Source organism: Clostridium sp. KNHs216 (genome assembly GCF_006714885.1).
In the GTDB taxonomy this organism is placed as follows: Bacteria; Bacillota; Clostridia; order Oscillospirales; family Acutalibacteraceae; genus Caproiciproducens.
This window is the reverse complement of record NZ_VFMF01000001.1, coordinates 2,104,248-2,129,296: the sequence shown is the minus strand read 5'-3', so window position 1 is coordinate 2,129,296 and position 25,049 is coordinate 2,104,248. Positions and strand designations below refer to the sequence as shown.

Here is a 25,049-nt window from a genome sequence, read left to right as displayed (position 1 = left end):
AAGGAAGGATGACTTGAAAGAGGGATATGTGCTGAAAAGCAATCAAAAGCCGGACAAGGACGGGCTGGGAAAAATCAACCGCTATACCCGCAGGGAGTTTTCCGCCGATGAAATCTATACCTTTTCGGTGGTGCTGTGCGACAACGAGGTCGACCGCGACTGCGAACGGTTTACAACGGAGGCGCTGGAAAAGCTGGCGGTGCTGTTCGTGGGGAAAACCGGAATTTTTAACCACAGCATGCAGACGCAGAACCAGACGGCGCGCATTTACGACTGCGCGGTGGAACGGGACGGCGAACGGACGACCGAAGCGGGCGAGCCGTACTGCCGCCTGGTTGCGCGGGCGTATCTGCCGAAAAGCGACAAAAACCGCGATCTGATTCTGGAGCTGGACAGCGGGATCAAAAAGGAAGTCAGTGTGGGCTGTGCGGTCAAAAAGATCACGTGCAGCATCTGCGGTGCGGACCTGAAAAAGGGCGGCTGCGCCCATGGGAAAGGGAAAAGTTACGGCGGGAAAACCTGCTGCGCGGTTTTAAGCGAGCCGACGGACGCCTATGAATGGTCGTTTGTGGCGGTGCCCGCCCAGCGCGAGGCCGGAGTCATCAAGAACTTTTCCACCGAAAACGCGGAAGAGGTGGAAAAAACGCTCGCGCTCGCAAACGGAGAGGTCACCTTGAGCGTGGAGCAGGCGCACCGGCTTTCCAAAAAGCTGGAAGCGCTGAAAGAGCAGGCCGAGTGCGGAAAGCTGTACCGCGGCGAGCTGGAAAACAGCTTCGTGAAATACGCGGGCATCGCGCAGCCGGAAATCCCGGCGCGGACGGCGGCGCGCGTCGCCGCCGAAATGGAGCTTGAGGACCTGAAATGCTTTGAAAAGGCATACCGCAAAAAGGCGGAGGAGGTTCTGCCCTTGGTACCGCAGCTTGCCGCGGCGCGCCGGGCCGAGACTTCCGGCTTCAATGCGGAATTTAAAATATAAAACAAACGGAGGAGAGAAAATGAACATTTCTTTGAACGGTTACGGCGAACAGATGGCAACCTTTGAGGCGGAAAGCGGCGTGGCACCGGGCATTCCGGTAAAAATGACCGGAAACGGCCTTGTCGGCGCGGGGCAGGCGCAGGACGAATTCTGCGGGGTGGCGGTTTCCGTGCGCGGGGGTTTCGCGGCGGTACAGCTGCACGGCTATGTGACGGTGGCGTATTCCGGGATCGCTCCGGCGGTCGGATACCGGAATCTGAACTGTGACGGGAACGGCGGAGTCCAGGCCGAAAGCACGGGCAGAAGCCTGCTCGTCACCGACGTGAATGCCGCGGCGCAGACCTGCGGAATCATTCTTTAAATAACGGGAGGAAAAAAGATGGCATTTTATGAATCGGTAAAACTCGAAAAAGGAATGTACGGCACACCGGGGAAAAGCTTTACGGAGGTTCTGGAGAGCCTAGACCCCACCGAAAATTACGCGGGCACCGGGCTGGAAGGGCTTGACGCGTACCAAAGACAGCTGAAACGCTTCGATATCCGCGTGAGCGGGACGGACTCCGACCGGATCGAAAAGTTTTTCCAGACGGCGGATTCCTCGGCGCTTTTCCCGGAGTACGTCAACCGTGCGGTGCGGCAGGGAATGGAGCTGGCGAACCTGCTTCCGAACCTCGTCGCGACGACGACCAACATCGGCTCCATGGATTACCGCACCATTACGTCCGATCCGGGCAGGGACGACAAGGCGCTCAAGCCCGTCGCGGAGGGCGCACAGATTCCGCAGACCGTCGTCAGGACGCAGGACCATCTGGTCAAGCTGCAGAAACGCGGCAGGATGCTGGTCGCGAGCTATGAGGCGCTCCGCTTCCAGAAGCTGGACCTGTTTACCGTCACCCTGCGCCAGATCGGCGCTTACATTGCCCGCGCGCAGCTTGCGGACGCGGTGGAGGTGCTGCTGCACGGGGACGACGGCCAGTCGCCCGCCGGTACGGTCGAAACGGCCGGGGCCAAACCGGATTATGCCGATATGGTGAACCTGTGGGGCTCCCTTGCGCCGTATTCGCTCAATACCATGCTGGCTTCCACGGCCACCGTGAAGGATATCCTTTCCATCAGCGAGTTTAAGGACGCGAACGCGGGACTGAATTTTCAGGGTACCGGCAAGCTGGCCGCCCCGCTCGGCGCGAACCTTCTGCATGTGCCGGATCTGGCGGACAACCAAATCATCGGGCTCGACAAAACCTGCGCGCTGGAAATGGTGCAGGCCGGAGGGGTGCGCACCGATTACGACAAGCTGATCGACCGCCAGCTGGAGCGCGCCGCCATTACGGCGATCGCGGGGTTTGCCAAGATTTTCGACAGTGCCGTCAAGGTGCTGAGCTATCCGTCCTGAGGGCGCCGATATGGTAATTGAGGATGTGGCCGAACGCTTTGCGCTGATGGCGGACTTAAGCGACGAGTCAGCCGCCCGGTTCCTTCCCCTGTGTGAGGACGCGATGACGGAAATCAGCCGCCGCGTGAAAGAGGACGTTCCCGAAGCGCAGGGGCTTCTGTGCGCGGCGGCGGCTTCGCTCGCGCTGTACCGCTGGGCGGTGACGACGGCGGGGTCCGGGGTGGAGAGTTTTTCGGCGGGGGACATCAGGGTGACGAAAAGCTGCGCCGGGGTGGAAATGGCCAGACAGGCGTGGCGGGAATCCCTTGCCGCCGCGGCCCCGTATTTAAAGGACGACGGTTTTCTATTTGAGAGGATTTGCCCATGAAGCGGAAGGAAGCGCTGGAAAGGCTCTTTCAAAAATACGGCGAAAAAGTAACCGTCCGCGACCGGGAAGTCAGCGCGATTTTACGGCCGTTGCAGTACAAAAGCGGCGCGTCCCTGAATCTGCCCACGGAATATTACGATAACCTGCATTACCTTTACACCGGCCCCACAGGGGAACCGCTTTGTACCGGGGATGAGATTTACGGCGGCGGGCGCAACTACGTTGTCAAGCGCGCCGACACGGCCCTGATGGCGGGGGAGGAGCTTTACGTCTGGGCGGTTTTAAAGGTGCTGGACGACGGTGCGGACAGGGAAGTCTACTTGGAAGCGGACGGGAAGCGGGCCGCGGTCGCGGACAGCTACACGGTAAAATGCGTGCAGCAGAGCCGCACGGTTTCGGCCTGGGGCGAGCAGGACGCGGTTTCCACCGCGCCCGGGCGGATCAGCTATGAGCTGACTGTTCGAAACGTCCGGCCGGAAAACGGCGCGGATTTGTGCGCGCTTTCCGGCTTCCGCCTGATCGCCGCGGGAAACGGCGGTCGGGTGGTCTATTCCGGGTGCAGATGGAAAAACATCACTGCGGAGGGCGGGGCGGGCAACACGCCCCGTCGGAGCATGGAGCTGGTGGCCGCGGCGCGGACACAGGAAAAGGAGGGCGAAAGCGGTGAACGATGAGCTGGACGAGATTTCGGAAGGATTGGAGCGGGACTTCCGCAGGTACCCCCATCCGCTGGACACGGGGGAGGAAAACGCATGAAAATACAGCCCATGAGCTATAAAAATTATGTGTGGCCCTTTAACCCGAAGCAGGTGGAGGTCGCCTATTCCAGAAATATCCAAAACCTGAAGCTGCCCCTGTACGGAAGCGTTCTGCAGGATCTGGGCTTTGACAAGCGGGTCGTGACCGGGTCGGGGGAATTCATCGGCAGCGGATGCATGGAGGAATTCAGCCGTCTGGCGGCGGTGTTCGCTTCCGGGGAAAGCGGGCTGCTGCGCCTGCCGGGGGACACGCCGTTCCCTGCGGCGTTCGCGTCGCTGAAAATGATCGGCGAAGCCCAGCCGGACTGCGTTTCCTACAGCTTTGTCTTTGTGGAGGACGACGCCGGTACGGAAGAGGCCTCTCTGTCCGAAACAAGCTATGTCTGCAAGGGCGGGGAGAGCCTTTGGGAAGTGGCGAACCTTTACGGGACGGACGTGGATACGCTGAAAAATCTGAATCCGCTGATTCAGTGGCCGAACGCGCTGGAGGGCGGGCAAAAGGTGGTGCTTCCGTGACCTATGTGGGCATAACGCCGCAGGGGGTGGGGCTTTTGATCCCGCCCCCGGTTTCGGCAAGGCTGGTTCGCGGGGAGGATGCGCCGGCGGACGGCTTCACCGGCGTGTTCCCGCTTAAAAAAAGCCTGGGGCGGCTGACGGGGCTGAAAATCTATGACCGGACCCGAAAGCTGTGCTTCGACGGAATTGTGGACGAGCAGAAGGAAAGCGTCGGCGGCGGATGGAAGCTGACGCTTTCCGCCCGCAGCCGCGCCGCGCTCCTCCTGGACAACGAGGCTGTTCCGCAGACCTACTGTATGCCGTCGCTGAGGACCGTCTTTGAAAGGCATGTGAAGCCCTACGGCTTTTCGGGCTTTCTGGGCGACAGCCGGGCCTTTAACGGAACGTACACGGTGACAAAGGGAATGAGCGAGTGGCAGGCCGCCGCCGGCTTCTGTACCCGGTTTTTGAAAGTGGCGCCGCGGATTGCGGACGACACGTTCGACGCGTCCGGCGCAAAGCCGCAGGGGGAGCTGCTGTTTGACAATGCGACCGGGACCGGGTATACCTCCGTTTCGGTGGAAAACCTGTACTGCAACGCTCTTTCGGAGGTTCTGATAAAGTCCGGGAGCGCCGGGGTTTACAGCCCGGCGGCGCAGAGCGCGGAGGCGGTTTCCCTTGGAATCAGGCGCAGGAGATGCCTTGCGCAGGGCGACGCCGACGAACTGATCCGCGCCGCGGAGAAAAAGGCGTATCGGGTGACCGCGGACTGTCCGGGAGAAATCGCGGCCGCCCTTTTTACAGCCGCAAGGGTGCGGGACCCGGCGCTCGGTACGGTGGAAAAGCTGTATGTTTCACAGACGGAGTACCGACTGAACGCGGACGGGGAAAGCACCCGGTTTACTTTGAGGAGGTGAGGACCATGTGGCTTTCGCAGCAGGTGATCGCCGCGCAGAACCGGAAAACCGCCGCACAGGTGGCGGAAGTGACCGGTGCGGCGGTGATGCAGGGAGAAAACGAATACCGGAGCATTCCGCTTTTGGGGCCGTGGGGCATTGCCTATCTGCCGCCGAATGCGGCGAAAACGGTCGTTGTCGGCACTGGTTCGGGGAACGCCTGTATCGGCGCGGTGACGGAGGAAAAAGGAATCGCCCCTGGCGAGCTGCTGCTGTTTTCGTCCGGAGGCGCGAGCATTTACCTGAAAAACAGCGGAGAGATCGTCATCAACGGACAGGTTTTTGCCGCTCGGAAGGAGGATTAGCATGGATACGGCGTTAATCGGAGGGGATTTTCTGCCCGGTTCCAACGGCCGTCCAAAGCAGGTTGGCGGCGCGCGGGAGCTTTTGCAGCGCGCCGCGGTCCGTTTGACCGTGCCGCTCGGCGGCTTCGTGTACGACCCTTCCCTCGGGAGCCGGCTGTATGAACTGAAGCCGGGCGGCCGCGGGCTGAACGAAAAGGCCCTTGCCCTGGCGCAGGAAGCGCTCAGGGCCCTGCCGCAGGTCACGGTGGAGCGCGCGGAATGTTCGGGGGACCCGCCGGCCGCGGTGATCACACTGAGCTGCGGCGGGGAGAAAGCCGAAATAGAGGTGAAATTTTAGTGTACAGCTATCAGGAGATATTGACGCGGATGCAGGATCAGTTCACGTCCCTTGCCGGATACGCCCCGGACGACGCTTCGGACATCGGCATCCGCATGAAGGTGCTGGCGGGGGAGCTTTATTCGATCGGCAGCGCGGTGGACTGGCTCAAAATGCAGACGTTCGCGCAGAGCGCGCAGGGGGAGCAGCTTGAGCTGCGCGCGCAGGAGCGCGGGCTTCAGCGCAAGCAGCCGGTCGCGGCCCGAGGATACATTGCCTTTCAGCGTACCACGCCGCTCTGGTACGACGTCCCGGTTCCCGCGGGAACAGTCTGCGTGACTTCCGGCGACGAGCCGGTACGGTATGTCACGACTGAAAGCGCCCTGCTGAAAAACGGCGAGCTGAGCGTTGAGGTCCCGGCCAAGGCGGAACAGGGCGGGAAAAGCGGGAATACGCAGCCGGGCACCGTCACCGTCATGGTCACGCCGCCGCCCGCCATAGAAAGCGCGGCGAATCCGTCCGCCTTCACCGGAGGGGAGGACGGCGAAAGCGACAGCGAGCTGCGCGCCCGTCTGATGCAGAGCTACGCGAGCATTTCCAACGGCACCAACGCGGCCTTTTACCGCGAATGCGCTTTGAAATACGACGGCGTTTATTCCGTGGGCGTGGTACCGCGCGAAAACGGAGCGGGAACGGTCGGACTCTACCTTGGCGGCAGGGGCGCGGCTCCCCTGCCGGAAATCATCAGCCGGGTGCAGAATGATCTGAACCTGCTGCGCGAAGTGAACGTCGACGTGAAGGCTGCTGCGGCGCAGACCGTTCCGGTGGAGATCGACATTGCCGTTACTCCGGCGGACACCGTTTCCGAGCAGGATGCAAAGGCCGCCTGCGAACAGGCGGTCAAAGAGTATTTTGACGAGCTGTCGGTCGGCGAGCCGGTGATTGTGACCGCGCTGGGCGTACGGGTTTTCGCGACGGGAAAGATCAAAAATTATCTTTTTAACACATCCGTGACCATGGACAGGAAAATCGGCCCGAATCAGCTGGCGGTCTGCGGCACGGTGCATGTGGGGCATTACGCGGGGGTTGGGCAATGAAAGCTTTGGAATCGATGACCGCGAAAATGAAAGCGGCAAAGATCTATTCGCTCAGCGGGAATACCACCGTTGACTATGAGCTGCAGGCGTACGCACAGGGGCTTGACATGGTTTGCGGAGAGCTGGAAACGCTGCAGCGGGAAAGCTTTGTCGCCACCGCGTCGGATTACGGACTTGAAAATGCGGAGAAGCTTTTGCGGATCGGCGTGCAGGAAAACGAGGAAGAACGGCGCAATGCCGTCATGAAGCGCTGCGCCGTTACGCCGAACGATTTTACAGTGGGCGATATGGAGCGGATTTTTGCGATGGAGGGCATTGACGCCAGAATCTGCGAACGGTTTACCGATCAATGCATTTATGTAAACTGCATGGACGCGTCGCCCACGGAAGAAAAAAAAGAAGCCGTTTTGCAAACTGCCAAAAACTACCTTCCCGCACATTTGAACGCGGAACTGGATTTTAGAAGCATTTCATGGAACAATATCGACGGTGCGGATGAGACGTTTGACACAAAAGACGCTTTTTCCTACACATGGGATGCGATCGACGGTTTCGGCGGCGGAGTGGTAAAGATCTGAAGGAGGAAGCAATGCCTACAAACAATAAAACATCCCTGGGACTGAACAGCTGGGTGGGAACCGACAAACCGATGCGCGGAGATTTTGTGGCGGACAACACACTGCTGGATTCGATACTGGCCGCCCATTTCGGAAATACGCAGATGCATTTGTCGACGGAGGACCGGACTTTGCTTACGCAGGCGTTTGCCGTCGGAAGCTACTGTGGAAACGGCGAAGCCTCACAGGTGGTCACGCTGCCGTTTGCCCCCGGATTCGTGCTGGTCTTTATGGAAGGGATGCCCGCAAACGACTATTTTCCGAACGGCGGATATAACGAAAACAGCTTTGCAGTCGCTACCCAAACGGGGAGCAGCAAGGGTGTTTTCCTTTCCGAAGGCAAGCTGACCGTGTACCAGACACAAAAAGCACAGACCGGAGGATTTTTTAATAATTTAAATAGTGATACGATGAGTTATCTCTATGTCGCTTTTCGATAGAATTTGCATTATTTCGGATTTTGAGATAAAATAATAGCGAAAAAACAGCGGTTGATGCTGGAAGGGGATGGAAAAACTGGATCTGTACGAAAATGAAGAAAAACCGGAGCGCGCGCTGCTGGTGGAAGTCAATACGGGCGAATATGACGTGGAGACTTCGCTGGCGGAGCTGTACGAGCTTGTCAGCAGCGCGGGAGCGGAACCTTTCGGCGCAATCACGCAGAACCGGCCCACTTACGACAACGCTACCTGCGTCGGGTCGGGAATGATGGAGGAAATAGCGGATTTCTGTGAAAAGCATGAAATCGACCTGCTTATTTTTGACTGTGAACTTTCTCCCACTCAAATCCGAAATATTGAACAGATCAGCAAGGTGCGCGTCGTGGACCGTACCATGCTGATTCTGGATATCTTCGCGGCGCGCGCGAAGAGCAAGGAGGGCCGGCTCCAGGTGGAGCTTGCGCAGTTGAAGTATCTGCTGCCCCGGCTGTCCGGCAAAGGAACGTCGCTTTCCCGTCTCGGCGGCGGAATCGGTACGCGCGGCCCGGGCGAAAGCAAGCTGGAAACCGACCGGCGTCATATCCGCAGGCGGATTGACACGCTCAGGGAGCAGCTGGAAGCGGTGGAAAAGCACCGCAGCCAGATTACCCGCCGCCGTCAGAAGGACGGGGTCGTCACCGTCGCGCTGGTGGGCTACACCAACGCGGGAAAATCCACGCTGATGAATGCCCTGACACAGGCCGGGGTGCTGGCGGAAGATAAGCTTTTCGCCACGCTGGACCCCACCGCCCGCTCGCTGAAGCTGCCGAACGGCGCCACGGTGATGCTGATCGACACCGTCGGGCTGGTGCGCCGCCTGCCGCATCATCTGGTGCAGGCTTTCCGTTCCACGCTGGAACAGGCCGCCACCGCCGACATTATCCTGAATATCTGCGACGCTTCCAGCGCGGAAGCGCAGGAGCATTTGAAAATCACGAAGGACCTTTTGTCGGAACTCGGCTGCGAGGGAAGGCCGGTGATCCCCGTGTTCAACAAATGCGACCTTCTTCCCGCGGCCAACATCATCCCGTTTATGGGCAATTCCGTTCGGATCAGCGCGGCGACGGGCGCGGGGATCGACAAGCTGCTCAGCGCGATCGAGGATAATCTGCCGGTCAAAAGCAAACGGGTGAAGCTGCTGCTTCCGTTTTCGCAGAGCGGCCTTGCGGCGCAGATCCGCCGCGAGGGAACGGTGGAAAACGAGGAGTACACCGATATCGGACTGGTGCTGACGGCACAGGTCCCGTCGACCCTGGACGGTTCCATCGGAAAATATATCATTGAATGAAAAGAGCCGCTGCAAAATGAATTTGCGGCGGCAAATTGTACAGGACAACAGCTTTCATAATAAAGAATGCACCTTGAAGCGGGGGTTTAAAGCCCGCTCAAGGTGCATTTTTTGTGCGTTGTTTTATTGAGAGCCTGTTTTGCAGCAGCCCCTTTTACGCTCCTTTTTTCAGAAAAGCGTTCGCCCTTTCATAATCGCTTTTCCGTACGTAAACATAGAACTGGTTTTCATAGGCGGGATCCATCCCGAAAGAACTCAGCCTGCCCCGTGTCCCGCTGCAGCGCGCGTTGACAATGCGCGTTTCACAGGGAATCCCCGCGGCGGAAAGCATCTCGCGGACATGGGCAAACTCCCCTTCGGAAAAGCCCAGATAGACTTCTCTGCGGTTCCAGGGCAGCACGGCGCTCACCTCAGCTTTCAAAGCTATGCTTTTTCCAGTACCTTTACGATTTCACCGACGAACATCTTGTGGTAGTCCTTCTGGGGATAGCACTTTCCGTCGATCGCGGGGTCGATAAAGCAGGCGGGGTCAATGGGCTGCCCGTGCAGCTTGCGGCAGATGAAAACGAGCTTTGCCTCTTCAAAATAAGGCGCGGCTTCGTCGTAAACGGGAGTAAGACCGGCGTCTTTGATCTTGTCGGTATCGCGGCCGGAGCGGCTGCCGCAGTAGTTCAGGGCCTTGCGCTGCGACTCGTTGAAGAAGCAGAGGGAATAAAAATCCTCTTTTTCGATGAATTCGAGAGTATAACGCTGCGGACGGATAAAAATAAAGGAAACGTATCGGCTCCAAAGCTCGCCCAGAGCGCCCCAGCTGGCCGTCATGGTGTTGCATTTTTCCCGGCTGCCCGCGGTAATCAGCATCCACTCCTTATCGATCTTGGTGAATGGATTAAAATTCATGGCTGTAATGTCGATTTGTTGAAACATCAAAAACACCTCCGTTAAATTGGTCCTTGTTTCTATTTTATTTTATCACGTTTGGATATATCCCACAATCAAAAATAATCTTATTTGGCTGTTTTTATCTATTAAAGATAAAATGAATATTTATGCACAAAATGCTTGAATTTCCGTATAAATAGTGTATAATAAAACACAACAAAACAAAACGGGAGGCCTATGCAATGGAAAACAAGATTAAAAAAGTAGTTCTCGCCTATTCCGGCGGACTTGATACTTCTATTATTATCCCCTGGCTGAAGGAAAATTATAACAACTGCGAGGTCGTCGCGGTCGCCGCGGACGTCGGGCAGGGCGCGGAGCTGAACGGCCTTGAGGAAAAGGCGAAAAAGACGGGCGCGTCAAAGCTCTATATCGCCGACCTGAAAAAGGCGTTCGCCGAAGATTATATCTGGCCGACGCTCAAGGCCGGGGCAGTGTACGAGAACAAATATCTGCTCGGGACCTCCTTTGCAAGGCCGCTGATCGCAAAAAGGCTGGTGGAAATCGCTCAGGCCGAGGGCGCGGACGCCATCTGCCACGGCTGCACCGGCAAGGGCAACGACCAGGTGCGGTTTGAGCTTGCCATCAAGGCGTTTGCGCCGAAGATGAAGATCATCGCCCCTTGGAGGGAGTGGTCCATCAAATCCCGCGACGAAGAGATCGACTACGCCGAGGCGCACAATATTCCGCTGAACATTACGAGGGAGACGAACTACTCCAAGGATAAAAACCTGTGGCATCTTTCCCACGAGGGCCTCGATCTGGAAGACCCCGCGAACGAGCCGGCCTATCAGAAGCCGGGCTTTCTGGAGCTGGGCGTTTCGCCGGAGCAGGCGCCCGATAAGCCGACTTACATCACCCTTACGTTTGAGAAGGGCATTCCGGTGTCCCTCAACGGCAGTAAGCTCTGCGCGGTCGACATGATTGCGCAGCTGAATCAGATCGGCGGGGAAAACGGCATCGGCATCGCGGATATCGTGGAAAACAGGCTGGTGGGCATGAAGTCCCGCGGCGTGTACGAGACCCCGGGCGGCACCATTCTGTACCACGCGCACAACAAGCTGGAAGAGCTCTGCCTTGACAGGGACACCTACCACTACAAGCAGGGCGTGGGCAATAAATTTGCGGAGCTGGTTTATTTCGGCCAGTGGTTTACTCCTCTGCGCGAGGCGCTTTCCGCCTTTGTGGAAAGCACCCAGCAAACCGTGACCGGCGAAGTGAAGCTGAAGCTGTACAAGGGAAATATCATCGACGCGGGGGCCACTTCCCCGTATTCTCTCTATGACGAGGATATTGCGACCTTCAGCGAGGACGAGGTCTACAATCAGGCGGACGCCAACGGGTTTATCAACCTGTTCGGGCTGCCGATTCAGGTACAGGCGCTGAAAAAGCAGAAAAAATAAGGGATAATCCATTTTGGGGCAGGCGTACGGTCTGCCCCACATTTTCAATAAACGGAGTGTGTGTGACTTGAAGCTGTGGGCGGGAAGATTCCATAAGGAACTCGATCAGAAAACCAATGATTTTAATTCATCCATTTCCTTTGACAGCCGGATGGCAAGGGAAGATATAGAGGGCAGCATTGCCCACGCGACCATGCTCGGAGCCTGCGGGGTAATCGATGCGGCGGAGAGCGAAAAAATCTGTGCGGAACTGAAAAAAATCCTCGCGGAGATCGAAAACGGAACGCTTTCCATCGACGGGGAAGCCGAGGATATCCACACCTTTGTGGAGGGCGAGCTGACCGCGCGGCTGGGAGCCGCGGGAAAGCGGCTGCACACCGCGCGCAGCCGGAACGATCAGGTTGCGGTGGATGTGAAGCTGTATCTGGAAAAACAGTACGCCCTGCTCCATGGGCAGATCAAAGAGCTGATCGGCGTGCTGTGTAAAAAGGCGCTGGAAAACAGCGGCGTGGTCATGCCGGGTTACACCCACATGCAGCGCGCGCAGCCCATTACCTTCGGGCACCATCTTCTGGCCTACGCGGAAATGTTCCAGCGCGACCTGTCCCGTCTGGAGGATACCGGAAAGCGCATGGACGAATGCCCGCTCGGTTCCGGCGCTTTGGCGGGGACCACCTATCCGCTGGACCGCGAAATGACCGCCTCCCTTTTGGGCTTTTCCGGGGCGACGAACAACAGCCTTGACGGCGTTTCCGACCGGGATTTCTGCATGGAGCTTGCCGCGGACATCGCCATCGCCATGGTGCACCTTTCCCGGTTTTCGGAGGAAATCATCCTCTGGTGCTCGTGGGAATTCAAATTTGTGGAGCTGGACGACGCGTTTTCCACCGGCTCCAGCATTATGCCGCAGAAAAAGAACCCCGATATTGCGGAGCTGGTCCGCGGCAAGAGCGGGCGCGCCATCGGCGACCTGACCACGCTGCTGACCATGATGAAGGGCCTTCCCCTTGCGTACAACAAGGATATGCAGGAGGATAAGGAAGCGATTTTCGACGCGGTGGACACCCTGCATATGTGCCTGACCGCCTTTATCCCGATGGTGGACACTATGCGGGTGCTGCCTCAGAACATGCGGAAAGCGGCGGCGAAGGGCTTTATCAACGCGACCGACTGTGCCGATTATCTGGTCGGAAAGGGAATGCCCTTCCGCGACGCATATAAAGTGACCGGCGAGCTGGTGGCGTACTGCATTGAAAACGGGCTGACGCTCGAAACCGTGCCGCTTGAAAAGTACAAAGAATTCAGCGGGCTGTTCGACGGCGGGATCTTTGACGCGATTTCGCTGGAAAACTGCGTGAACGGCAGGAAGGTGCTGGGCGGACCGGCTCCGGAAAATGTGCGCGCACAGGCGGAAAGGGTACTGAAAAAGCTGGGGGTGCAGCCATGATCCGGGCGGGCGTGGTCGGCGCGACGGGCTACGCGGGCGCGGAGCTCTGCCGGCTGCTGAGCGGGCACCCGCAGGCGGAGCTTTCCGCGGTCAGCTCAGTCAGCTTCGAAGGGCAGGCCCTTTCGGACGTCTACCCGGCTTACCGCGGCGTATGCGACATGGCCTGCGGCACCCAGAGCGAGGTCGTTGAAAAAAGCGACGCGGTTTTTGCCGCGCTGCCCCACGGCCTTTCGCAGGAGCTGGCCGCGGAATGCTTCGCGAAAGGAAAGGTCTTTATCGACCTCGGTGCGGATTTCCGGCTGGAAAACGAAGAGGATTACCGCGAGTGGTACGGCGGGACATTCCTGCATCCCGACCTTCACGCGCTCGCCGTTTACGCTCTGCCGGAGCTTTTCCGGGAACAGATCAGGGGCAAAAAAATCATCGCGAACCCCGGCTGCTACACCACCGCGGTGCCGCTCGCACTTGCGCCGGCTTTGAAAAACGGCCTGATACAAAAGGACGGCATCATTGCCGACTGCAAAAGCGGTGTGACCGGCGCGGGAAGAAAACCGAGCCAGAACACCCATTACCCGGAGCTGAACGAGGGCATGAGCGCCTATAAGGTCGCCTGTCACCGCCATACGCCGGAGATGGAGCAGAGCCTTTCCCATGTGGCGGACGCGCCGGTCAAGCTGACCTTTGTGCCGCATCTGCTCCCGGTCAACCGGGGGATTCTCGCCACCTGCTACGCGAAGCTGGCCGCGGGAGCAACCATGGAACAGATAAAAAAAGCTTATCATGACGCGTACGATTCGGAATATTTTATCCGGCTGCTGCCGCAGGGCGTAGAGGCGGACATCAAAAATGTGCGATATTCCAATTTCTGCGATATTTCGCTCCACGCCGATTTCCGTACCGGCACGCTGATCGCTATCTCGGCGATCGACAATATGGTCAAGGGCGCGGCGGGGCAGGCGGTCCAGAATATGAATCTTGCGTTTGGAATAGAGGAAACAGCCGGGCTGAAAGGATTGCCCCCGGCATTTTAAGGGGATAGTGAAAATGGAATGGATCGAGGGCGGCGTTACCGCCGCACAGGGGTTTACCGCAGCGGGGATTTACAGTGGAATCCGCAAAAATAAATCAAAGCCGGATCTTGCGATGATTTATGCAAAGGTTCCGTGTTCCGCCGCGGCCGTCTATACGCAGAATTTAGTCAAGGGCGCGCCGGTTGCGGTGACGAGGAAAAATATCGCCGACGGCAGAGCGCAGGCGGTGATCTGCAATTCGGGCAACGCCAATACCTGCAACGCCGACGGCGAGGAAAAGGCGTGGAGGATGTGCGAAATCGCTGCGCAGGAACTGGGAATCGCGCCGCAGGACGTGGTCGTCGCCTCCACCGGGGTCATCGGCCAGGTACTGCCGATCGAGCCGATCGAACAGGCCGCTCCCGCGCTGGCAAAGGCGCTTTCACCCACTGGCTCCGGGGACGCCGCCCGGGCGATTATGACGACGGACACCGAAATGAAAAATCTGGCGGTCGAGCTGAATATCGGCGGAAAGCCCGTCCGTATCGGCGGTATTGCGAAGGGCTCCGGCATGATTCATCCGAATATGGCGACCATGCTCTGCTTTCTGACCACGGACGCCGCGATTTCGGCCTGCGCGCTGAACGCCGCTTTGATGGAAGCGGTGCACGTCAGCTTCAATATGGTCAGCGTCGACGGCGATACCTCCACCAACGACATGACCGCCATCCTTGCCTCCGGTCTCGCCGGGAACGGGGAAATCACGGGGGACTCCGAAGATTACCGCCTTTTTGTACAGGGGCTGACCGCCCTTTGCACCGCGCTTGCGAGAAAAGTCGCAAAGGACGGCGAGGGCGCGACCAAGCTTTTGGTTTGCCGGGTAACGGGAGCAAGAAGCGAAAAGGACGCGCGGCTGGTTGCCAAAAGCGTGATCTGTTCCAGCCTGTTCAAGGCGGCGATGTTCGGCGCGGACGCGAACTGGGGACGCGTTTTGTGCGCGATCGGTTACGCGGACGCGGATGTGGACGTAAGCTTGGTGGACGTTGCGTTTGAATCGAAGGCGGGCCGCATAGAGGTTTGTAAAAACGGCGCGGGAATCGATTTTGACGAGGATGAGGCGAAGAAAATCCTGACGCAGGATGAAATCAATGTGGATGTGGCGCTGAACGGCGGAGAGTTCCATGCCTGTGCGTTCGGCTGCGACCTCACCTACGACTATGTAAAAATCAACGGGGATTACCGGAGCTGAGGAACGCGGACGGAGGAAGGAACAGTATGAACATCAGCAATGCGGACCGGGCGCGGGTTCTGGTTCAGGCCCTGCCGTATATACAGAAATACGCGGGCAGGACGGTCGTTGTAAAATACGGCGGGAACGCCATGGTGAACGAAGACCTGAAGGACGCGGTCATGAGCGATATCGTTCTGATGCAGCTCGTCGGCATCAACGTGGTGCTGGTGCACGGCGGCGGGCCGGAAATCAGCGCGATGCTCAAAAAGATCGGCAAGGAAAGCCGTTTTGTCGGCGGGCTGCGCGTGACCGACGCGGAAACCGTGGACGTTGTGCAGATGGTGCTGGCGGGCAAGGTCAATAAGGACCTCGTCCAGCTTCTGGAACGGCACAACGGCCGGGCCATCGGTCTCTGCGGGCTGGACGGCGGCATGATGAAGGCGAAAAAGCTCGCGGCGGAGGAGGACCTCGGCTTCGTGGGCGAAATTACCGAAGTGAATACCGAAATTGTTTCCCAGACCACGGCAAACGGCTATGTGCCGATCGTGGCGACCGTCGCCGGCGGTGAAAACGGGGAAGTATACAATATCAACGCGGATATCGCCGCGGCGCGCATCGCGGCGGAAATGGGTGCGATCAAGCTGATCCTGATGACGGACATCAAAGGGCTTCTCAGCGATAAGGAAGACGAAAGCACCCTGATTCCGGTCGTCAACGTCAGCGACGTGCCGAAGCTGCAGAATCAGGGCATCATCAGCGGGGGCATGATCCCGAAAATCGACTGCTGCGTCGAAGCCGTGCGGCGGGGCGTAAGCCGGGCGCACATCATCGACGGGCGTATCCCGCACTCCATTCTGATTGAACTTTTTTCAGACGAGGGCATCGGCACGATGTTCTGCTGATTGATCGAACGGCAGGAGAATGCCGTTTAGACGGAAATGTAATAATAGGGGTGACAGAAATGACCTTGGAAGAAATTCAGGAGCAGGACCACAGGTATCTTATGCAGACCTACGGGCGGTTCCCCGTGGCGCTTGTTTCCGGACACGGCGCGACCGCGGTGGACTGCAACGGAAAAGAGTATATCGATTTTACAAGCGGAATCGGCGTCAATTCGCTGGGCTACTGTGACGAACGGTGGACGCGGGCCGTCGCGAAGCAGGCGGCGACATTGCAGCATACCTCCAATTTATACTATCAGCCCATGCAGACAAAGCTGGCGGAAAAGCTTTGCACCCTGACCGGGTTTTCAAAGGTCTTTTTCGGGAATTCCGGCGCGGAGGCAAACGAATGCGCGGTCAAAACGGCACGGAAGTACGCCGCCGATAAATACGGCAAGAACCGGTACCGGATCGTCACCCTGCAAAATTCGTTTCACGGCCGCACGCTCACCACGCTGGCGGCGACCGGGCAGGACGCGTTCCACGAAAAATTCACTCCGCTGACACAGGGCTTTTCCTACGCGTTTCCCAGTATGGACAGCGTAAAGGAAAACGTGTCGGGGGACACGTGCGCTGTGATGATCGAGCTGGTGCAGGGAGAGGGCGGCGTTCTGCCGCTGGAAGCCGGCTTTGTAAAGGAACTGGCCGCGTTCTGCGGGGAGAGGGATATCCTGCTCATCGTCGACGAGGTGCAGACGGGCGTGGGCCGTACGGGGAAGCTCTACTGCTTCCAGAATTACGGGATTATGCCGGATATCCTGACCAGCGCGAAGGGACTCGGCGGCGGGCTGCCGATCGGCGCGTGCCTCTGCACCGAACGCCTCGGCGGGGTGATGGACGCCGGTTCGCACGGTTCCACCTTCGGCGGGAACCCGGTCGTCTGCGCGGGAGCGCTCGCGGTGCTGGACGTGGTCGGGAACGGAGACTTTTTACAGGAGGTACGTGAAAAGGGCGCGTACCTTACGGAACAGCTTTCCGCCATGGAGGAAATCGAGTTCGTCCGCGGGCTGGGCTTGATGCTCGGCGCGAAGCTGAAAAAGGGGAGCGCCAAAGAGGCCGCGCAGAAATGCGCGGAAAGCGGCCTTTTGGTCCTGACAGCAAAAGAGCTGCTCCGCTTCCTGCCGCCGCTGACGATTACCTATGAAGATATTGACAAGGGTCTCGCGGTCCTGCAAAAAGTGATCCGGACCCTGGAATAAAGGAAGATAGAAAAACGGTAAACTACGGCAATTCCATTTCAGTTTGCGAGATAAAACACGTTTCTCCCCCGCCGAAGGCGGGGGAGAAACACAACCCTGGTTGCAGAATTAACTGGAAATGCTGTAACATTTGATTAGGAGGGCAACTATGAAACATCTGCTGAAAATGCTTGACCTGACCAGCGAGGACATCACCTCTGTTCTGAACCTTGCCGACCAGCTCAAATACGAGCAGAAGCACGGCATTGAACACCGGCATCTGGCGGGGAAAACGCTGGGAATGATCTTTGAGAAGGCTTCCACCAGGACCCGTGTTTCCTTTGAAGTCGGTATGTACCAGCTGGGCGGGCTGCCGATTTTCCTTTCCGCGAAGGATCTGCAGATCGGCCGAGGCGAGCCGGTACAGGACACCGCCCGCGTGCTTTCCCGCTATCTGGACGGCATCATGATCCGCACCTTCAAGCAGTCGGAGGTCGAAGCACTGGCGCAAAACGGCACGATCCCGATCATCAACGGCCTGACCGACTTTTCCCACCCGTGCCAGGTGCTGGCCGACCTGATGACCATCCGCGAGTACAAGGGCAGCCTTGACGGGCTGAAGCTGTGCTACATCGGCGACGGGAACAATATGATGAATTCGCTGATCGTGGGCGGACTGAAGATGAAGATGGAGGTTGCCGTCGCCTGTCCGAAGGAATACCGGCCGGCCGCCGCGGTCCTCGATTTTGCGGTCACGCATCCCGCGTTCAGCATGACCACCGACCCGAAGGAAGCTGCGAAGGGCGCCGACGTGGTGATTACCGACGTGTGGGCCTCCATGGGACAGGAGGAGGAAGCGCAAAAACGCCGCGATGCGTTCAAGGGCTTCCAGATCAATGAGGACATCATGTCCGCCGCCAAGAGCGACGCCATTGTCCAGCACTGTCTGCCCGCGCACCGCGGCGAAGAAATCACTGCGGAAATGTTTGAAAAGCATGCGAAGGAAATTTTTGACGAGGCTGAAAACCGTCTGCACGCGCAGAAAGCCGTGCTGGTCAGCCTGATGGGCGGAAAATAAGAGCTATTTGGTCAGCATCCCGCTGTCGGAAATCTGCATGATCAGAATCTGTTCCTCCAGTCCGGTGGTTGCGTTGATATAGACCAGAACCTGTTCGTTATTCTGTCCGCTGCATACAAATTCATAGGTGAGCACTTCGCTCAGACCGGGGGTTGGAATCAAAGCCAGCCCTCTTTTTTTGACCGTCAGCTTTTTACTGACGGAAGCCTGTGCCTGGTCGGCGGTGATTTTCGCGGCTACCGTACGGTCGTGGTGGTTCATGATATAGCCCGTGGAATTGAACAGTACGATTTCCCCGTCGTCCAGCGCGACGGAAATTTTGATCAAATCGGGGTAGTAGATAATATCGTCTTTATAATAGGCGTAGTTGATCGTGCAGACGCCGTCGTTGATGACGTAGTAGCTCTGCTTCATATTCGAAATGCCCCGGCCCTTCAAAAAGGCGGCGGCTTTTTTGGACGCGTCCTCGTAGCTGAGGTTTTCGGCGGTCACGTCGCGCGAATTCTCCATGCTGGAGACAAACCCGCCCGCCTTTGTCACACAGATGCGGATACCGCCGTTGTTTGCGGTGAAATTATAGGTGGGCAGATTCCCCGCCGTGTCCTGCGTATGCGCAAGCTTATCCTGCGTGACCCCCAGAAATTCCGCCGCGATATTCTGGGCGTTGCCCTGGGCGATCTGTTCGCGCCCCTCGGTCAGCATCGGCTTCATCTGGCTGATATGGTCGGAGAACGGGCCGTCGTAAATCAGAGAGGGAAAATCGGTAAAGTCCTCCGAGGTTTTCTTGAACTCGCTGGAAAGCTGGTCGGACTGGATATCGGTCTTTACGTTCTGCAGACCGGACTGCAGCGTTTTGGCGTATTTTTCCAGCTGGCTCATGGTCTTATAGTCCTCTTCGCCGATCTTCTGTCCGGAAGAAATTTTGGTGGACAGCGTCATGGCGAAATCGCCGACCTGAGTAATAAATTTGGTCACGTTGTCCAGCGAATGGTCGGTGACCGGCAGCACCGCCAGCGCGGATTTCGCCATGCTGGATTCTCTCATCAGCTTGGCGGCCAGCCCGTTTTGCTGGGTTGACGTATTTGCGTAGGAGGCCTTGTTCAGCGCGGTCTCAATGTTGGAGACGCAGCCGCTCAGGTCGCCTACGGCACGCTTGTAGTTGTATTCCAGATTCATTTTATATTTGTTTGCGGAAACATAACCCATTGCAGTCGTCGCTCCGAGCGTTACGATCAGCGCGATCACGGCGATCAGCGAGATAATTCTTTTTTTATTCATCATTTTTCACCCCATGACGGTATTTTTTACACGTGAGGCAAAAATATACAGATTTTTCGGTTTGAGGCGGAATCAACATGATATAATAATCGCAAGCGATTATTATATCCGCTTCGCCAATTTATAAAGATACCACAACGGCGCTTTGCGCCTGTGGTATCATAAAAAAATCAAAAGCGGGAGGAATTTTTATGGCAAAACCGGTCATCGGCTTAACGCCGCTTTACGATACGGAGCAGGAGCGGCTCTGGATGCGCCCGAACTATCTGCGCGCCGTTGAGGAAGCGGGCGGCGTGCCGCTGGTCCTGCCGCTGACGGGCGGGGAAGAGGACATTGCCGCGCTGGCCGGACTGTGCGACGGATTTCTGTTTACCGGCGGGCCGGACGCACACCCTTCGCTGTTCGGCGAAGAAACGCTGCGTTTTTGCGGGGCGATCGATCTGCGGCGCGACCGGTTTGAAATCCTTCTGCTGAATCGGGCCGTAAAGCTCGACAAGCCCGTGCTGGGCATCTGCAGGGGCATCCAGCTGATGAACGTGGCGCTCGGCGGCAGCCTGTATCAGGATATCCCGGCGCAGGTGCAGGGTCTGCCGGTCGCCCACAATCAGAAGCCTCCCTACGATGTGGGGGTGCACGGCATTGTCATTGAAAAGGAAAGCCCGCTCTGCGCCATCCTTCATAAAACGGAAATGATGGTCAACAGCATGCACCATCAGGCGGTCAAGGACCTTGCGCCTCCGCTCCGGTGCGCCGCCCGCTCGGCGGACGGACTGGCGGAGTGCGTTTGGATGCCGGAGAAGCGGTTTTTTCTGGGGGTGCAGTGGCATCCGGAGTATTTATCCGGGCCGGAGAGCGGGGACCTTTTCCGTGCTTTCCTCCGCGCCGCGGGGGGATGATTTCCCTTGCCGTGTGCGGCGGCAGGCCGTTTTTCTTTGCCATTACTTGCTATTTTTTGTGGGCGAAAGTATAATAGGTAGTATTGCAGTACCGATATTACGGGAAAAAAACCGGAAAAGAAAATTGCTGTGACTGAAAAACAAGCCGGAGGCATTTATGGATATTCAGAAATTTTACAGTTCGATACAGGGAAAGAGAGTGGCCTTCTGCGGCATCGGCGGAAGCAATCTGCCGCTGATCAAAATCTTTGCGCAGCGCGGCGCGGCCGTAACGGCCCGCGACCGGCGGACGGAGGAAAAGCTGGGCGAAACAGCCGGCGAGCTGAAAGCGCTGGGCGTCACGCTGAGGCTGGGGGAGGGCTATCTGGAAAATCTTGACGAAGACATCATTTTCCGTACGCCCGGCATGAAATATTATCTGCCCGAGCTGAACGCGGCCCGTGAGCGCGGCTCGGCGGTCACCTCTGAGATGGAAGTTTTCTTTGACCTGTGCCCCTGTAAAATTTTCGCGGTGACCGGCAGCGACGGAAAAACCACCACGACCACCATCCTTTCCGAAATGCTCAAAGCGGCCGGAAAGACCGTCCATCTGGGCGGAAACATCGGCAATCCCCTGCTGCCTGAAATAGAAAGCATTCATCCCGACGACGTGGCGGTGGTGGAGCTTTCCAGCTTCCAGCTGATTTCCATGCGCCGCAGCCCGGACGTCGCCGTGGTGACCAACGTCACCCCGAACCATCTGGACATGCATAAGGACATGCAGGAATATATCGACGCGAAAAAGAATATCCTCCTGCACCAGAACGCCTTCGGGCGCGCGGTGCTCAACGCCGACTATGAAATTACGGCCGGCTTCGCAAAGGACGTCCGCGGCGACAGACTGATGTTCAGCCGCCGGGGCAGATGCGCGCGCGGCGCGTGGCTTAACGATCAAAATGAAATCATTCTGTCGCTGGATGGGAAGGACATTCCCGTGATGAGCGCCTCGGAGATCAGAATCCCCGGCGGCCACAATATCGAAAATTACCTTGCCGCGGTCTGCGCCCTGTGGGGGACCGTCGGTGCGGACGCAATGGTTCAGACCGCGCGCACCTTTTCCGGAGTGGAGCACCGCAACGAATTTGTGCGGGAGCTGGACGGCGTGAAATACTACAACGATTCCATCGGAACCACCCCGAGCCGCACGGCGAACGGGACCCTGAAGCTTTTCGACCGCAAAATCCTTCTGATCGCGGGCGGCTATGACAAAAAAATTCCGTTTGACTCCTTCGGCCCCGCCGTTGTGGACAGCGTAAAGACGCTGGTGCTGATGGGCGCGACCGCGGACAAAATCGAGCAGAGCGTCAAGGCGTCGCCGAACTACCGGGAGGGCGGCCCGAAGATCATCCGGGTGCAGTCGCTGGAAGAAGCGGTTGAGGCCTGCCGGGCCGAAGCGGTGCCGGGCGACATCGTATCCCTTTCGCCGGCCTGCGCCAGCTTCGACATGTTCCCGAACTACGAAACGCGCGGAGAGGAATTCAAAAAACTGGTGGAACGGCTGTAATCCGGCCGTTTTCCCTTTACATAGATCAACACAGTAAAAAACTGACCAGTCAGGAATATAGCAGATAACGGAGTGAATACCATGGATGAACTGAAGAGGCTTGTTTTTCGTCTCTGCGCGGCTCCCGGCACACCGGGGGACGAAAATGCCGCGGCGAAAACAGCGGTGGAAGAGCTTTCCCCATATACACAGGCCCGCATTGACAAAATGGGCAACGTGATTGCGAAAATGGGGAAGCCAGGCGCGGAAAAGCATATTCTGCTCGACGCGCATATCGATCAGATCGGACTGATCGTGACCAATATTGATAAACACGGATTTATCCGGGTTGACCGCAGCGGCGGGGTGGACCGCCGCGTAATGCCGGGCAGCCCGGTCACCATTTACGGCAAAGAAGTGCTGACCGGCATTGTCTGCTGCACGCCGCCCCATCTTTCGGACGGCAGCGAGGACAAGGTGCTTCCGGTGGAGAAAATGGCGGTGGACGCGGGGCTTTCCCGGGAAGAGGCGGAAAAGCTGATTCGCCCGGGCGACCGGATTCTGTTCCACGCCGCGCCGAAAAGCCTTCTGGGCACGCGGGTAACCGCCCCCGGGCTGGACGACCGCGCGGGCGTCGCCGCGCTGATCCGCTGCGCGCAGCTGCTTTCCGGCTGCGACCTTGGCTGTGAAGTCACCATTCTTTTCAGCAGCAGGGAGGAGGTCGGTGGTCAGGGCGCTTTGACGGGCGCCTATTCCGTCAACCCGACCCATGCGGTGATCGTAGACGTCAGCTTTGCCGAACAGCCGCATGTCCCGCAGGAAAAATGCGGGAAGCTGGGCGGCGGCCCGATGATCGGCATCGCGCCCCTGCTAGACCGTGAAATGGTCGACGGGATGATCGAAACGGCGAAGAGGAACGGGATTCCCTATAAGCTCGACGTAATGGGCGGCTCGACGGGAACCAATTCCGACGAGATCGCGGCAACACGCCGGGGCGTGAAGGCGGAGCTGATCTCCATCCCGCTCCGGTACATGCACACGCCGGTCGAGGTCGTCGACCTTACGGATCTGGAAGATACCGCCCGGCTGATCGCGGAATACATCAAGGGGGTGGAGTGATGGACTGGAAGCTTTTGGAACGCCTGTGCACGGCGCGCGGCATTTCCGGACAGGAGGACGAAGTACGGAGGATCATTCTGGAGGAAATCCAGCCGTACGCCACGAGCATTGAAACCACTCCGCTCGGCAGCCTCATTGTCTTTAAAAAGGGCGCGAAACGCCCCAAAACCAAGCTGATGCTGAACGCCCATATGGACGAGGTCGGCATGATCGTGACCGATATTATGGACGACGGCCTTTTGAAGTTTGACACCGTCGGCGGCATAGACCGCCGCGTCCTCTGCGGCAGGCCGGTCACGGTCGGCGCGGAGGTCGGCGGGGTGATCGGCGCGAAGCCGATTCATCTTCTGGAAGGGGAAGAAAAGGAAAAATCCGTGCCGGTGAAGGAATTGTATATCGATATCGGCGCAAAGGACCGGGAAGAAGCGGAGCGGTATGTCACCCCCGGGGACCCGGTTACCTTCGACTCCGTTTTCGACACGTCCCACGGCATGATCAAGAGCCGCGCGCTCGACGACCGGGCCGGGTGCGCCATGATGATCCATATGATTCAGAGCGAGCTGAAATACGATCTGTATTTTGTGTTTGCCGTACAGGAGGAAACCGGTCTGACGGGTTCCCGGACGGCGGCCTTTGCGGTGGAGCCGCAGGCGGCGATCGTTCTGGAAAGCACCACGGCGGCGGATGTGGCCGGGGTGGATAAAGAAAACCGGGTCTGCTGCGTCGGCGGCGGCGCGGTGATTTCCTTCATGGACAAGCGTACGATTTACGATAAGGAATACTATCAGATGGCGTTTCAGGCGGCGAAAAAGGCCGGAGCGAGCTGTCAGCCGAAACGGGCTGTCGCGGGCGGAAACGACGCCGGAGCCATCCACGTTTCCCGCGGCGGGGTAAGAACCGTTGCGGTTTCCCTCCCATGCAGGTACCTGCACTCCGCGGTGAGCCTGATATCACAGGAGGATTTCATCTCCGCGCAGAAGCTTGTTTGTGAGCTTGCGGACAGGATTGCGGGCGAGGAACAAGATGATTAAAAAAGTAGAATATGAAGAGGCTCTTTCCCCGTTCGGCTCTACGGCGCTCGGGTGTCAGATTCTTTCCACCGCACAGGCTTACGGCCTGAACGAGCCGTTCGCCCAGTTCTGGGTGCAGGAGGAAACCGGTACGCTGCTGTGCAAGCTGGACGATACGGTGATTCTGGACGCCGGAGAAGCGGATTTTGAGGAGCTGGCCGATTTTATCCGTATGACGGGCGCGGAACGTTTGCTCTGCGCCTCCGCCGCGGCGGGGAAAATCGGGTTCCCGGTTACAAAGCGCGGGCAGATCATGATGTACGACAATGCTTCGCCCGTACAGCCGCGGTTCCTGTTTGAAACGAACCCCAGTCTGCGCGACATTCACGCGCTTCTTTCGGCCTGCGCTTCGGAAAGCTTTACGCCGCCGGAGTTTGAGCCGTTCTATATGGATATGTCCCACCGCATCCGTCACGATACCGCCGTGACGGCGGGAATCCGTCAGGGGGACAGGCTGGTTTCCTGCGCGATCTGTTCCACCCGGATGGAACAGACGGCCGTGCTGTCGGCGGTCTGCGTAGACCCTGAACATCGAAGAAGAGGCCTGGGGCATGAAACGCTTTCGGCGCTGATTTCCCAACTGCCGGACAGAAGAATTTTCATTCTGCGCGCTCAGGATGAAAACGAGGATTTCTACCGCTCCTACGGCTTTTCAGAATGCGGGGAATTTTCAGAAATGAAGATTTGAGGAGAAAGTACCGATGAAAGAAAAGAGATTCAAGGCCATTTATTCACAGGGGACGGTGGATGTGCAGAGAATCCTGGTGGACACGGAAACCGGCGTCCACTACCTGCAGACATCGTGGGGAAACTCCGGCGGGCTGACTCCGCTTCTGGAACGGGACGGCAGGCCTGTGGTCCGTTTTGTCAATGATGAGGAATAGTTG

Annotated in this window: 29 protein-coding genes; 26 read left to right on the top strand and 3 right to left on the bottom strand. The window is 58.0% G+C overall.

Going from position 1 to position 25,049, the window contains the following annotated elements; all coding sequences use genetic code 11:
• Positions 1–13 precede the first annotated feature (13 nt).
• The 13 genes from LY85_RS10370 (at position 14) to hflX (ending at position 9,047) form a co-directional block, all read left to right on the top strand.
• Positions 14–976: a hypothetical protein gene (locus LY85_RS10370; protein ID WP_141826587.1), complete on the top strand. Its 963-nt coding sequence runs from the start codon at positions 14–16 to the stop codon at positions 974–976.
• A 19-nt stretch (positions 977–995) separates the two neighbouring features.
• Entirely contained in the window at positions 996–1,337 is a 342-nt protein-coding gene (locus LY85_RS10365; protein WP_141826586.1) for a hypothetical protein, read from the top strand.
• An 18-nt stretch (positions 1,338–1,355) separates the two neighbouring features.
• On the top strand, positions 1,356–2,369 hold the full coding sequence (locus LY85_RS10360) for a phage major capsid protein (RefSeq protein WP_141826585.1): 1,014 nt from the start codon (positions 1,356–1,358) through the stop codon (positions 2,367–2,369).
• A 10-nt stretch (positions 2,370–2,379) separates the two neighbouring features.
• The gene (locus tag LY85_RS10355; RefSeq protein ID WP_141826584.1) at positions 2,380–2,736 is read left to right on the top strand and encodes a hypothetical protein; all 357 of its coding nucleotides are present in this window, start codon (positions 2,380–2,382) and stop codon (positions 2,734–2,736) included.
• Positions 2,733–3,410 carry a hypothetical protein gene (locus LY85_RS10350; protein ID WP_141826583.1) on the top strand — a complete coding sequence of 226 codons (678 nt, stop codon included), beginning with the start codon at positions 2,733–2,735 and terminating at the stop codon, positions 3,408–3,410. The genes LY85_RS10355 and LY85_RS10350 overlap by 4 nt, the downstream gene beginning before the upstream one ends.
• A gap of 78 nt (positions 3,411–3,488) precedes the next feature.
• Entirely contained in the window at positions 3,489–4,010 is a 522-nt protein-coding gene (locus LY85_RS10345; protein ID WP_141826582.1) for a LysM domain-containing protein, read from the top strand.
• Positions 4,007–4,906 carry a hypothetical protein gene (locus LY85_RS10340; RefSeq protein WP_141826581.1) on the top strand — a complete coding sequence of 300 codons (900 nt, stop codon included), beginning with the start codon at positions 4,007–4,009 and terminating at the stop codon, positions 4,904–4,906. Before LY85_RS10345 ends, LY85_RS10340 begins: the two co-directional genes overlap by 4 nt.
• A gap of 5 nt (positions 4,907–4,911) precedes the next feature.
• On the top strand, positions 4,912–5,250 hold the full coding sequence (locus LY85_RS10335; protein WP_141826580.1) for a hypothetical protein: 339 nt from the start codon (positions 4,912–4,914) through the stop codon (positions 5,248–5,250).
• A 1-nt stretch (position 5,251) separates the two neighbouring features.
• Positions 5,252–5,587, top strand: coding sequence for a histidine kinase (locus LY85_RS10330; protein WP_141826579.1), 336 nt, complete (start codon positions 5,252–5,254; stop codon positions 5,585–5,587).
• Positions 5,587–6,663: a baseplate J/gp47 family protein gene (locus LY85_RS10325; RefSeq protein ID WP_185741186.1), complete on the top strand. Its 1,077-nt coding sequence runs from the start codon at positions 5,587–5,589 to the stop codon at positions 6,661–6,663. The genes LY85_RS10330 and LY85_RS10325 overlap by 1 nt, the downstream gene beginning before the upstream one ends.
• On the top strand, positions 6,660–7,241 hold the full coding sequence (locus LY85_RS10320; RefSeq protein ID WP_141826577.1) for a hypothetical protein: 582 nt from the start codon (positions 6,660–6,662) through the stop codon (positions 7,239–7,241). Before LY85_RS10325 ends, LY85_RS10320 begins: the two co-directional genes overlap by 4 nt.
• A gap of 11 nt (positions 7,242–7,252) precedes the next feature.
• The gene (locus tag LY85_RS10315; protein ID WP_141826576.1) at positions 7,253–7,720 is read left to right on the top strand and encodes a hypothetical protein; all 468 of its coding nucleotides are present in this window, start codon (positions 7,253–7,255) and stop codon (positions 7,718–7,720) included.
• Positions 7,721–7,787: 67 nt separating this feature from the next.
• Positions 7,788–9,047, top strand: coding sequence for a GTPase HflX (gene hflX, locus LY85_RS10310; protein WP_141826575.1), 1,260 nt, complete (start codon positions 7,788–7,790; stop codon positions 9,045–9,047).
• A 154-nt stretch (positions 9,048–9,201) separates the two neighbouring features.
• Here the strand turns inward: hflX and LY85_RS10305 are convergent, their stop codons facing one another.
• Together LY85_RS10305 and LY85_RS10300 are read right to left on the bottom strand one after the other, a co-directional pair.
• The gene (locus tag LY85_RS10305; RefSeq protein ID WP_141826574.1) at positions 9,202–9,468 is read right to left on the bottom strand and encodes a hypothetical protein; all 267 of its coding nucleotides are present in this window, start codon (positions 9,466–9,468) and stop codon (positions 9,202–9,204) included.
• 2 nt (positions 9,469–9,470) lie between these two features.
• Positions 9,471–9,974, bottom strand: a complete 504-nt coding sequence (locus tag LY85_RS10300; RefSeq protein WP_141826573.1) for a flavin reductase family protein — start codon at positions 9,972–9,974, stop codon at positions 9,471–9,473.
• A 197-nt stretch (positions 9,975–10,171) separates the two neighbouring features.
• Here LY85_RS10300 and LY85_RS10295 point away from each other — a divergent pair, with 197 nt between their 5' ends.
• From LY85_RS10295 to argF, 7 genes are all read left to right on the top strand, one after another.
• Positions 10,172–11,392 (top strand): argininosuccinate synthase, encoded by a 1,221-nt coding sequence (locus tag LY85_RS10295; RefSeq protein ID WP_141826572.1) that lies wholly within the window; start codon positions 10,172–10,174, stop codon positions 11,390–11,392.
• Between the two features lie 67 nt (positions 11,393–11,459).
• Positions 11,460–12,839 (top strand): argininosuccinate lyase, encoded by a 1,380-nt coding sequence (gene argH, locus LY85_RS10290; RefSeq protein WP_141826571.1) that lies wholly within the window; start codon positions 11,460–11,462, stop codon positions 12,837–12,839.
• A complete protein-coding gene (gene argC / locus LY85_RS10285) occupies positions 12,836–13,870 on the top strand; it encodes an N-acetyl-gamma-glutamyl-phosphate reductase (protein WP_141826570.1) in 1,035 nt (344 codons plus the stop codon). The genes argH and argC overlap by 4 nt, the downstream gene beginning before the upstream one ends.
• A 7-nt stretch (positions 13,871–13,877) precedes the next feature.
• Positions 13,878–15,098 (top strand): bifunctional glutamate N-acetyltransferase/amino-acid acetyltransferase ArgJ, encoded by a 1,221-nt coding sequence (gene argJ, locus LY85_RS10280; protein ID WP_347562436.1) that lies wholly within the window; start codon positions 13,878–13,880, stop codon positions 15,096–15,098.
• A 26-nt stretch (positions 15,099–15,124) separates the two neighbouring features.
• Positions 15,125–15,982: an acetylglutamate kinase gene (gene argB / locus LY85_RS10275; protein WP_141826568.1), complete on the top strand. Its 858-nt coding sequence runs from the start codon at positions 15,125–15,127 to the stop codon at positions 15,980–15,982.
• Positions 15,983–16,041: 59 nt separating this feature from the next.
• Positions 16,042–17,220, top strand: a complete 1,179-nt coding sequence (locus tag LY85_RS10270; RefSeq protein ID WP_141826567.1) for an aspartate aminotransferase family protein — start codon at positions 16,042–16,044, stop codon at positions 17,218–17,220.
• Positions 17,221–17,368: 148 nt separating this feature from the next.
• Entirely contained in the window at positions 17,369–18,277 is a 909-nt protein-coding gene (argF, locus tag LY85_RS10265) for an ornithine carbamoyltransferase (RefSeq protein WP_038326045.1), read from the top strand.
• A 3-nt stretch (positions 18,278–18,280) separates the two neighbouring features.
• Here argF and LY85_RS10260 read toward each other — a convergent pair whose 3' ends face one another.
• Positions 18,281–19,558, bottom strand: coding sequence for a PepSY1/2 domain-containing protein (locus tag LY85_RS10260; RefSeq protein WP_243122527.1), 1,278 nt, complete (start codon positions 19,556–19,558; stop codon positions 18,281–18,283).
• Between the two features lie 188 nt (positions 19,559–19,746).
• Here LY85_RS10260 and LY85_RS10255 point away from each other — a divergent pair, with 188 nt between their 5' ends.
• From LY85_RS10255 to LY85_RS10230, 6 genes are all read left to right on the top strand, one after another.
• Positions 19,747–20,451 (top strand): gamma-glutamyl-gamma-aminobutyrate hydrolase family protein, encoded by a 705-nt coding sequence (locus LY85_RS10255; protein WP_141826566.1) that lies wholly within the window; start codon positions 19,747–19,749, stop codon positions 20,449–20,451.
• A gap of 157 nt (positions 20,452–20,608) precedes the next feature.
• Complete coding sequence (murD, locus tag LY85_RS10250) at positions 20,609–21,994, top strand: UDP-N-acetylmuramoyl-L-alanine--D-glutamate ligase (protein WP_141826565.1); 1,386 nt, start codon at positions 20,609–20,611, stop codon at positions 21,992–21,994.
• Positions 21,995–22,075: 81 nt separating this feature from the next.
• Positions 22,076–23,092, top strand: coding sequence for a M42 family metallopeptidase (locus LY85_RS10245; protein ID WP_141826564.1), 1,017 nt, complete (start codon positions 22,076–22,078; stop codon positions 23,090–23,092).
• Positions 23,092–24,123 carry a M42 family peptidase gene (locus tag LY85_RS10240; protein WP_347562435.1) on the top strand — a complete coding sequence of 344 codons (1,032 nt, stop codon included), beginning with the start codon at positions 23,092–23,094 and terminating at the stop codon, positions 24,121–24,123. Before LY85_RS10245 ends, LY85_RS10240 begins: the two co-directional genes overlap by 1 nt.
• Complete coding sequence (locus tag LY85_RS10235; protein WP_141826562.1) at positions 24,116–24,850, top strand: GNAT family N-acetyltransferase; 735 nt, start codon at positions 24,116–24,118, stop codon at positions 24,848–24,850. The genes LY85_RS10240 and LY85_RS10235 overlap by 8 nt, the downstream gene beginning before the upstream one ends.
• Positions 24,851–24,863: 13 nt before the next feature.
• Positions 24,864–25,046, top strand: a complete 183-nt coding sequence (locus LY85_RS10230; RefSeq protein ID WP_141826561.1) for a DUF6440 family protein — start codon at positions 24,864–24,866, stop codon at positions 25,044–25,046.
• Positions 25,047–25,049: the final 3 nt, after the last annotated feature.

Bases quoted from the DNA above. Each gene is read 5' to 3' on its own strand.
- LY85_RS10365 (WP_141826586.1), top strand. From the start codon at position 996: ATGAACATTTCTTTGAACGGTTACGGCGAACAGATGGCAACCTTTGAG.
- LY85_RS10360 (WP_141826585.1), top strand. From the start codon at position 1,356: ATGGCATTTTATGAATCGGTAAAACTCGAAAAAGGAATGTACGGCACA.
- LY85_RS10355 (WP_141826584.1), top strand. From the start codon at position 2,380: ATGGTAATTGAGGATGTGGCCGAACGCTTTGCGCTGATGGCGGACTTA.
- LY85_RS10350 (WP_141826583.1), top strand. From the start codon at position 2,733: ATGAAGCGGAAGGAAGCGCTGGAAAGGCTCTTTCAAAAATACGGCGAA.
- LY85_RS10345 (WP_141826582.1), top strand. From the start codon at position 3,489: ATGAAAATACAGCCCATGAGCTATAAAAATTATGTGTGGCCCTTTAAC.
- LY85_RS10335 (WP_141826580.1), top strand. From the start codon at position 4,912: ATGTGGCTTTCGCAGCAGGTGATCGCCGCGCAGAACCGGAAAACCGCC.
- LY85_RS10330 (WP_141826579.1), top strand. From the start codon at position 5,252: ATGGATACGGCGTTAATCGGAGGGGATTTTCTGCCCGGTTCCAACGGC.
- LY85_RS10320 (WP_141826577.1), top strand. From the start codon at position 6,660: ATGAAAGCTTTGGAATCGATGACCGCGAAAATGAAAGCGGCAAAGATC.
- LY85_RS10315 (WP_141826576.1), top strand. From the start codon at position 7,253: ATGCCTACAAACAATAAAACATCCCTGGGACTGAACAGCTGGGTGGGA.
- hflX (WP_141826575.1), top strand. From the start codon at position 7,788: ATGGAAAAACTGGATCTGTACGAAAATGAAGAAAAACCGGAGCGCGCG.
- LY85_RS10300 (WP_141826573.1), bottom strand. From the start codon at position 9,974: ATGTTTCAACAAATCGACATTACAGCCATGAATTTTAATCCATTCACC.
- LY85_RS10295 (WP_141826572.1), top strand. From the start codon at position 10,172: ATGGAAAACAAGATTAAAAAAGTAGTTCTCGCCTATTCCGGCGGACTT.
- argC (WP_141826570.1), top strand. From the start codon at position 12,836: ATGATCCGGGCGGGCGTGGTCGGCGCGACGGGCTACGCGGGCGCGGAG.
- argB (WP_141826568.1), top strand. From the start codon at position 15,125: ATGAACATCAGCAATGCGGACCGGGCGCGGGTTCTGGTTCAGGCCCTG.
- LY85_RS10270 (WP_141826567.1), top strand. From the start codon at position 16,042: ATGACCTTGGAAGAAATTCAGGAGCAGGACCACAGGTATCTTATGCAG.
- argF (WP_038326045.1), top strand. From the start codon at position 17,369: ATGAAACATCTGCTGAAAATGCTTGACCTGACCAGCGAGGACATCACC.
- LY85_RS10260 (WP_243122527.1), bottom strand. From the start codon at position 19,558: ATGATGAATAAAAAAAGAATTATCTCGCTGATCGCCGTGATCGCGCTG.
- LY85_RS10255 (WP_141826566.1), top strand. From the start codon at position 19,747: ATGGCAAAACCGGTCATCGGCTTAACGCCGCTTTACGATACGGAGCAG.
- murD (WP_141826565.1), top strand. From the start codon at position 20,609: ATGGATATTCAGAAATTTTACAGTTCGATACAGGGAAAGAGAGTGGCC.
- LY85_RS10245 (WP_141826564.1), top strand. From the start codon at position 22,076: ATGGATGAACTGAAGAGGCTTGTTTTTCGTCTCTGCGCGGCTCCCGGC.
- LY85_RS10240 (WP_347562435.1), top strand. From the start codon at position 23,092: ATGGACTGGAAGCTTTTGGAACGCCTGTGCACGGCGCGCGGCATTTCC.
- LY85_RS10235 (WP_141826562.1), top strand. From the start codon at position 24,116: ATGATTAAAAAAGTAGAATATGAAGAGGCTCTTTCCCCGTTCGGCTCT.
- LY85_RS10230 (WP_141826561.1), top strand. From the start codon at position 24,864: ATGAAAGAAAAGAGATTCAAGGCCATTTATTCACAGGGGACGGTGGAT.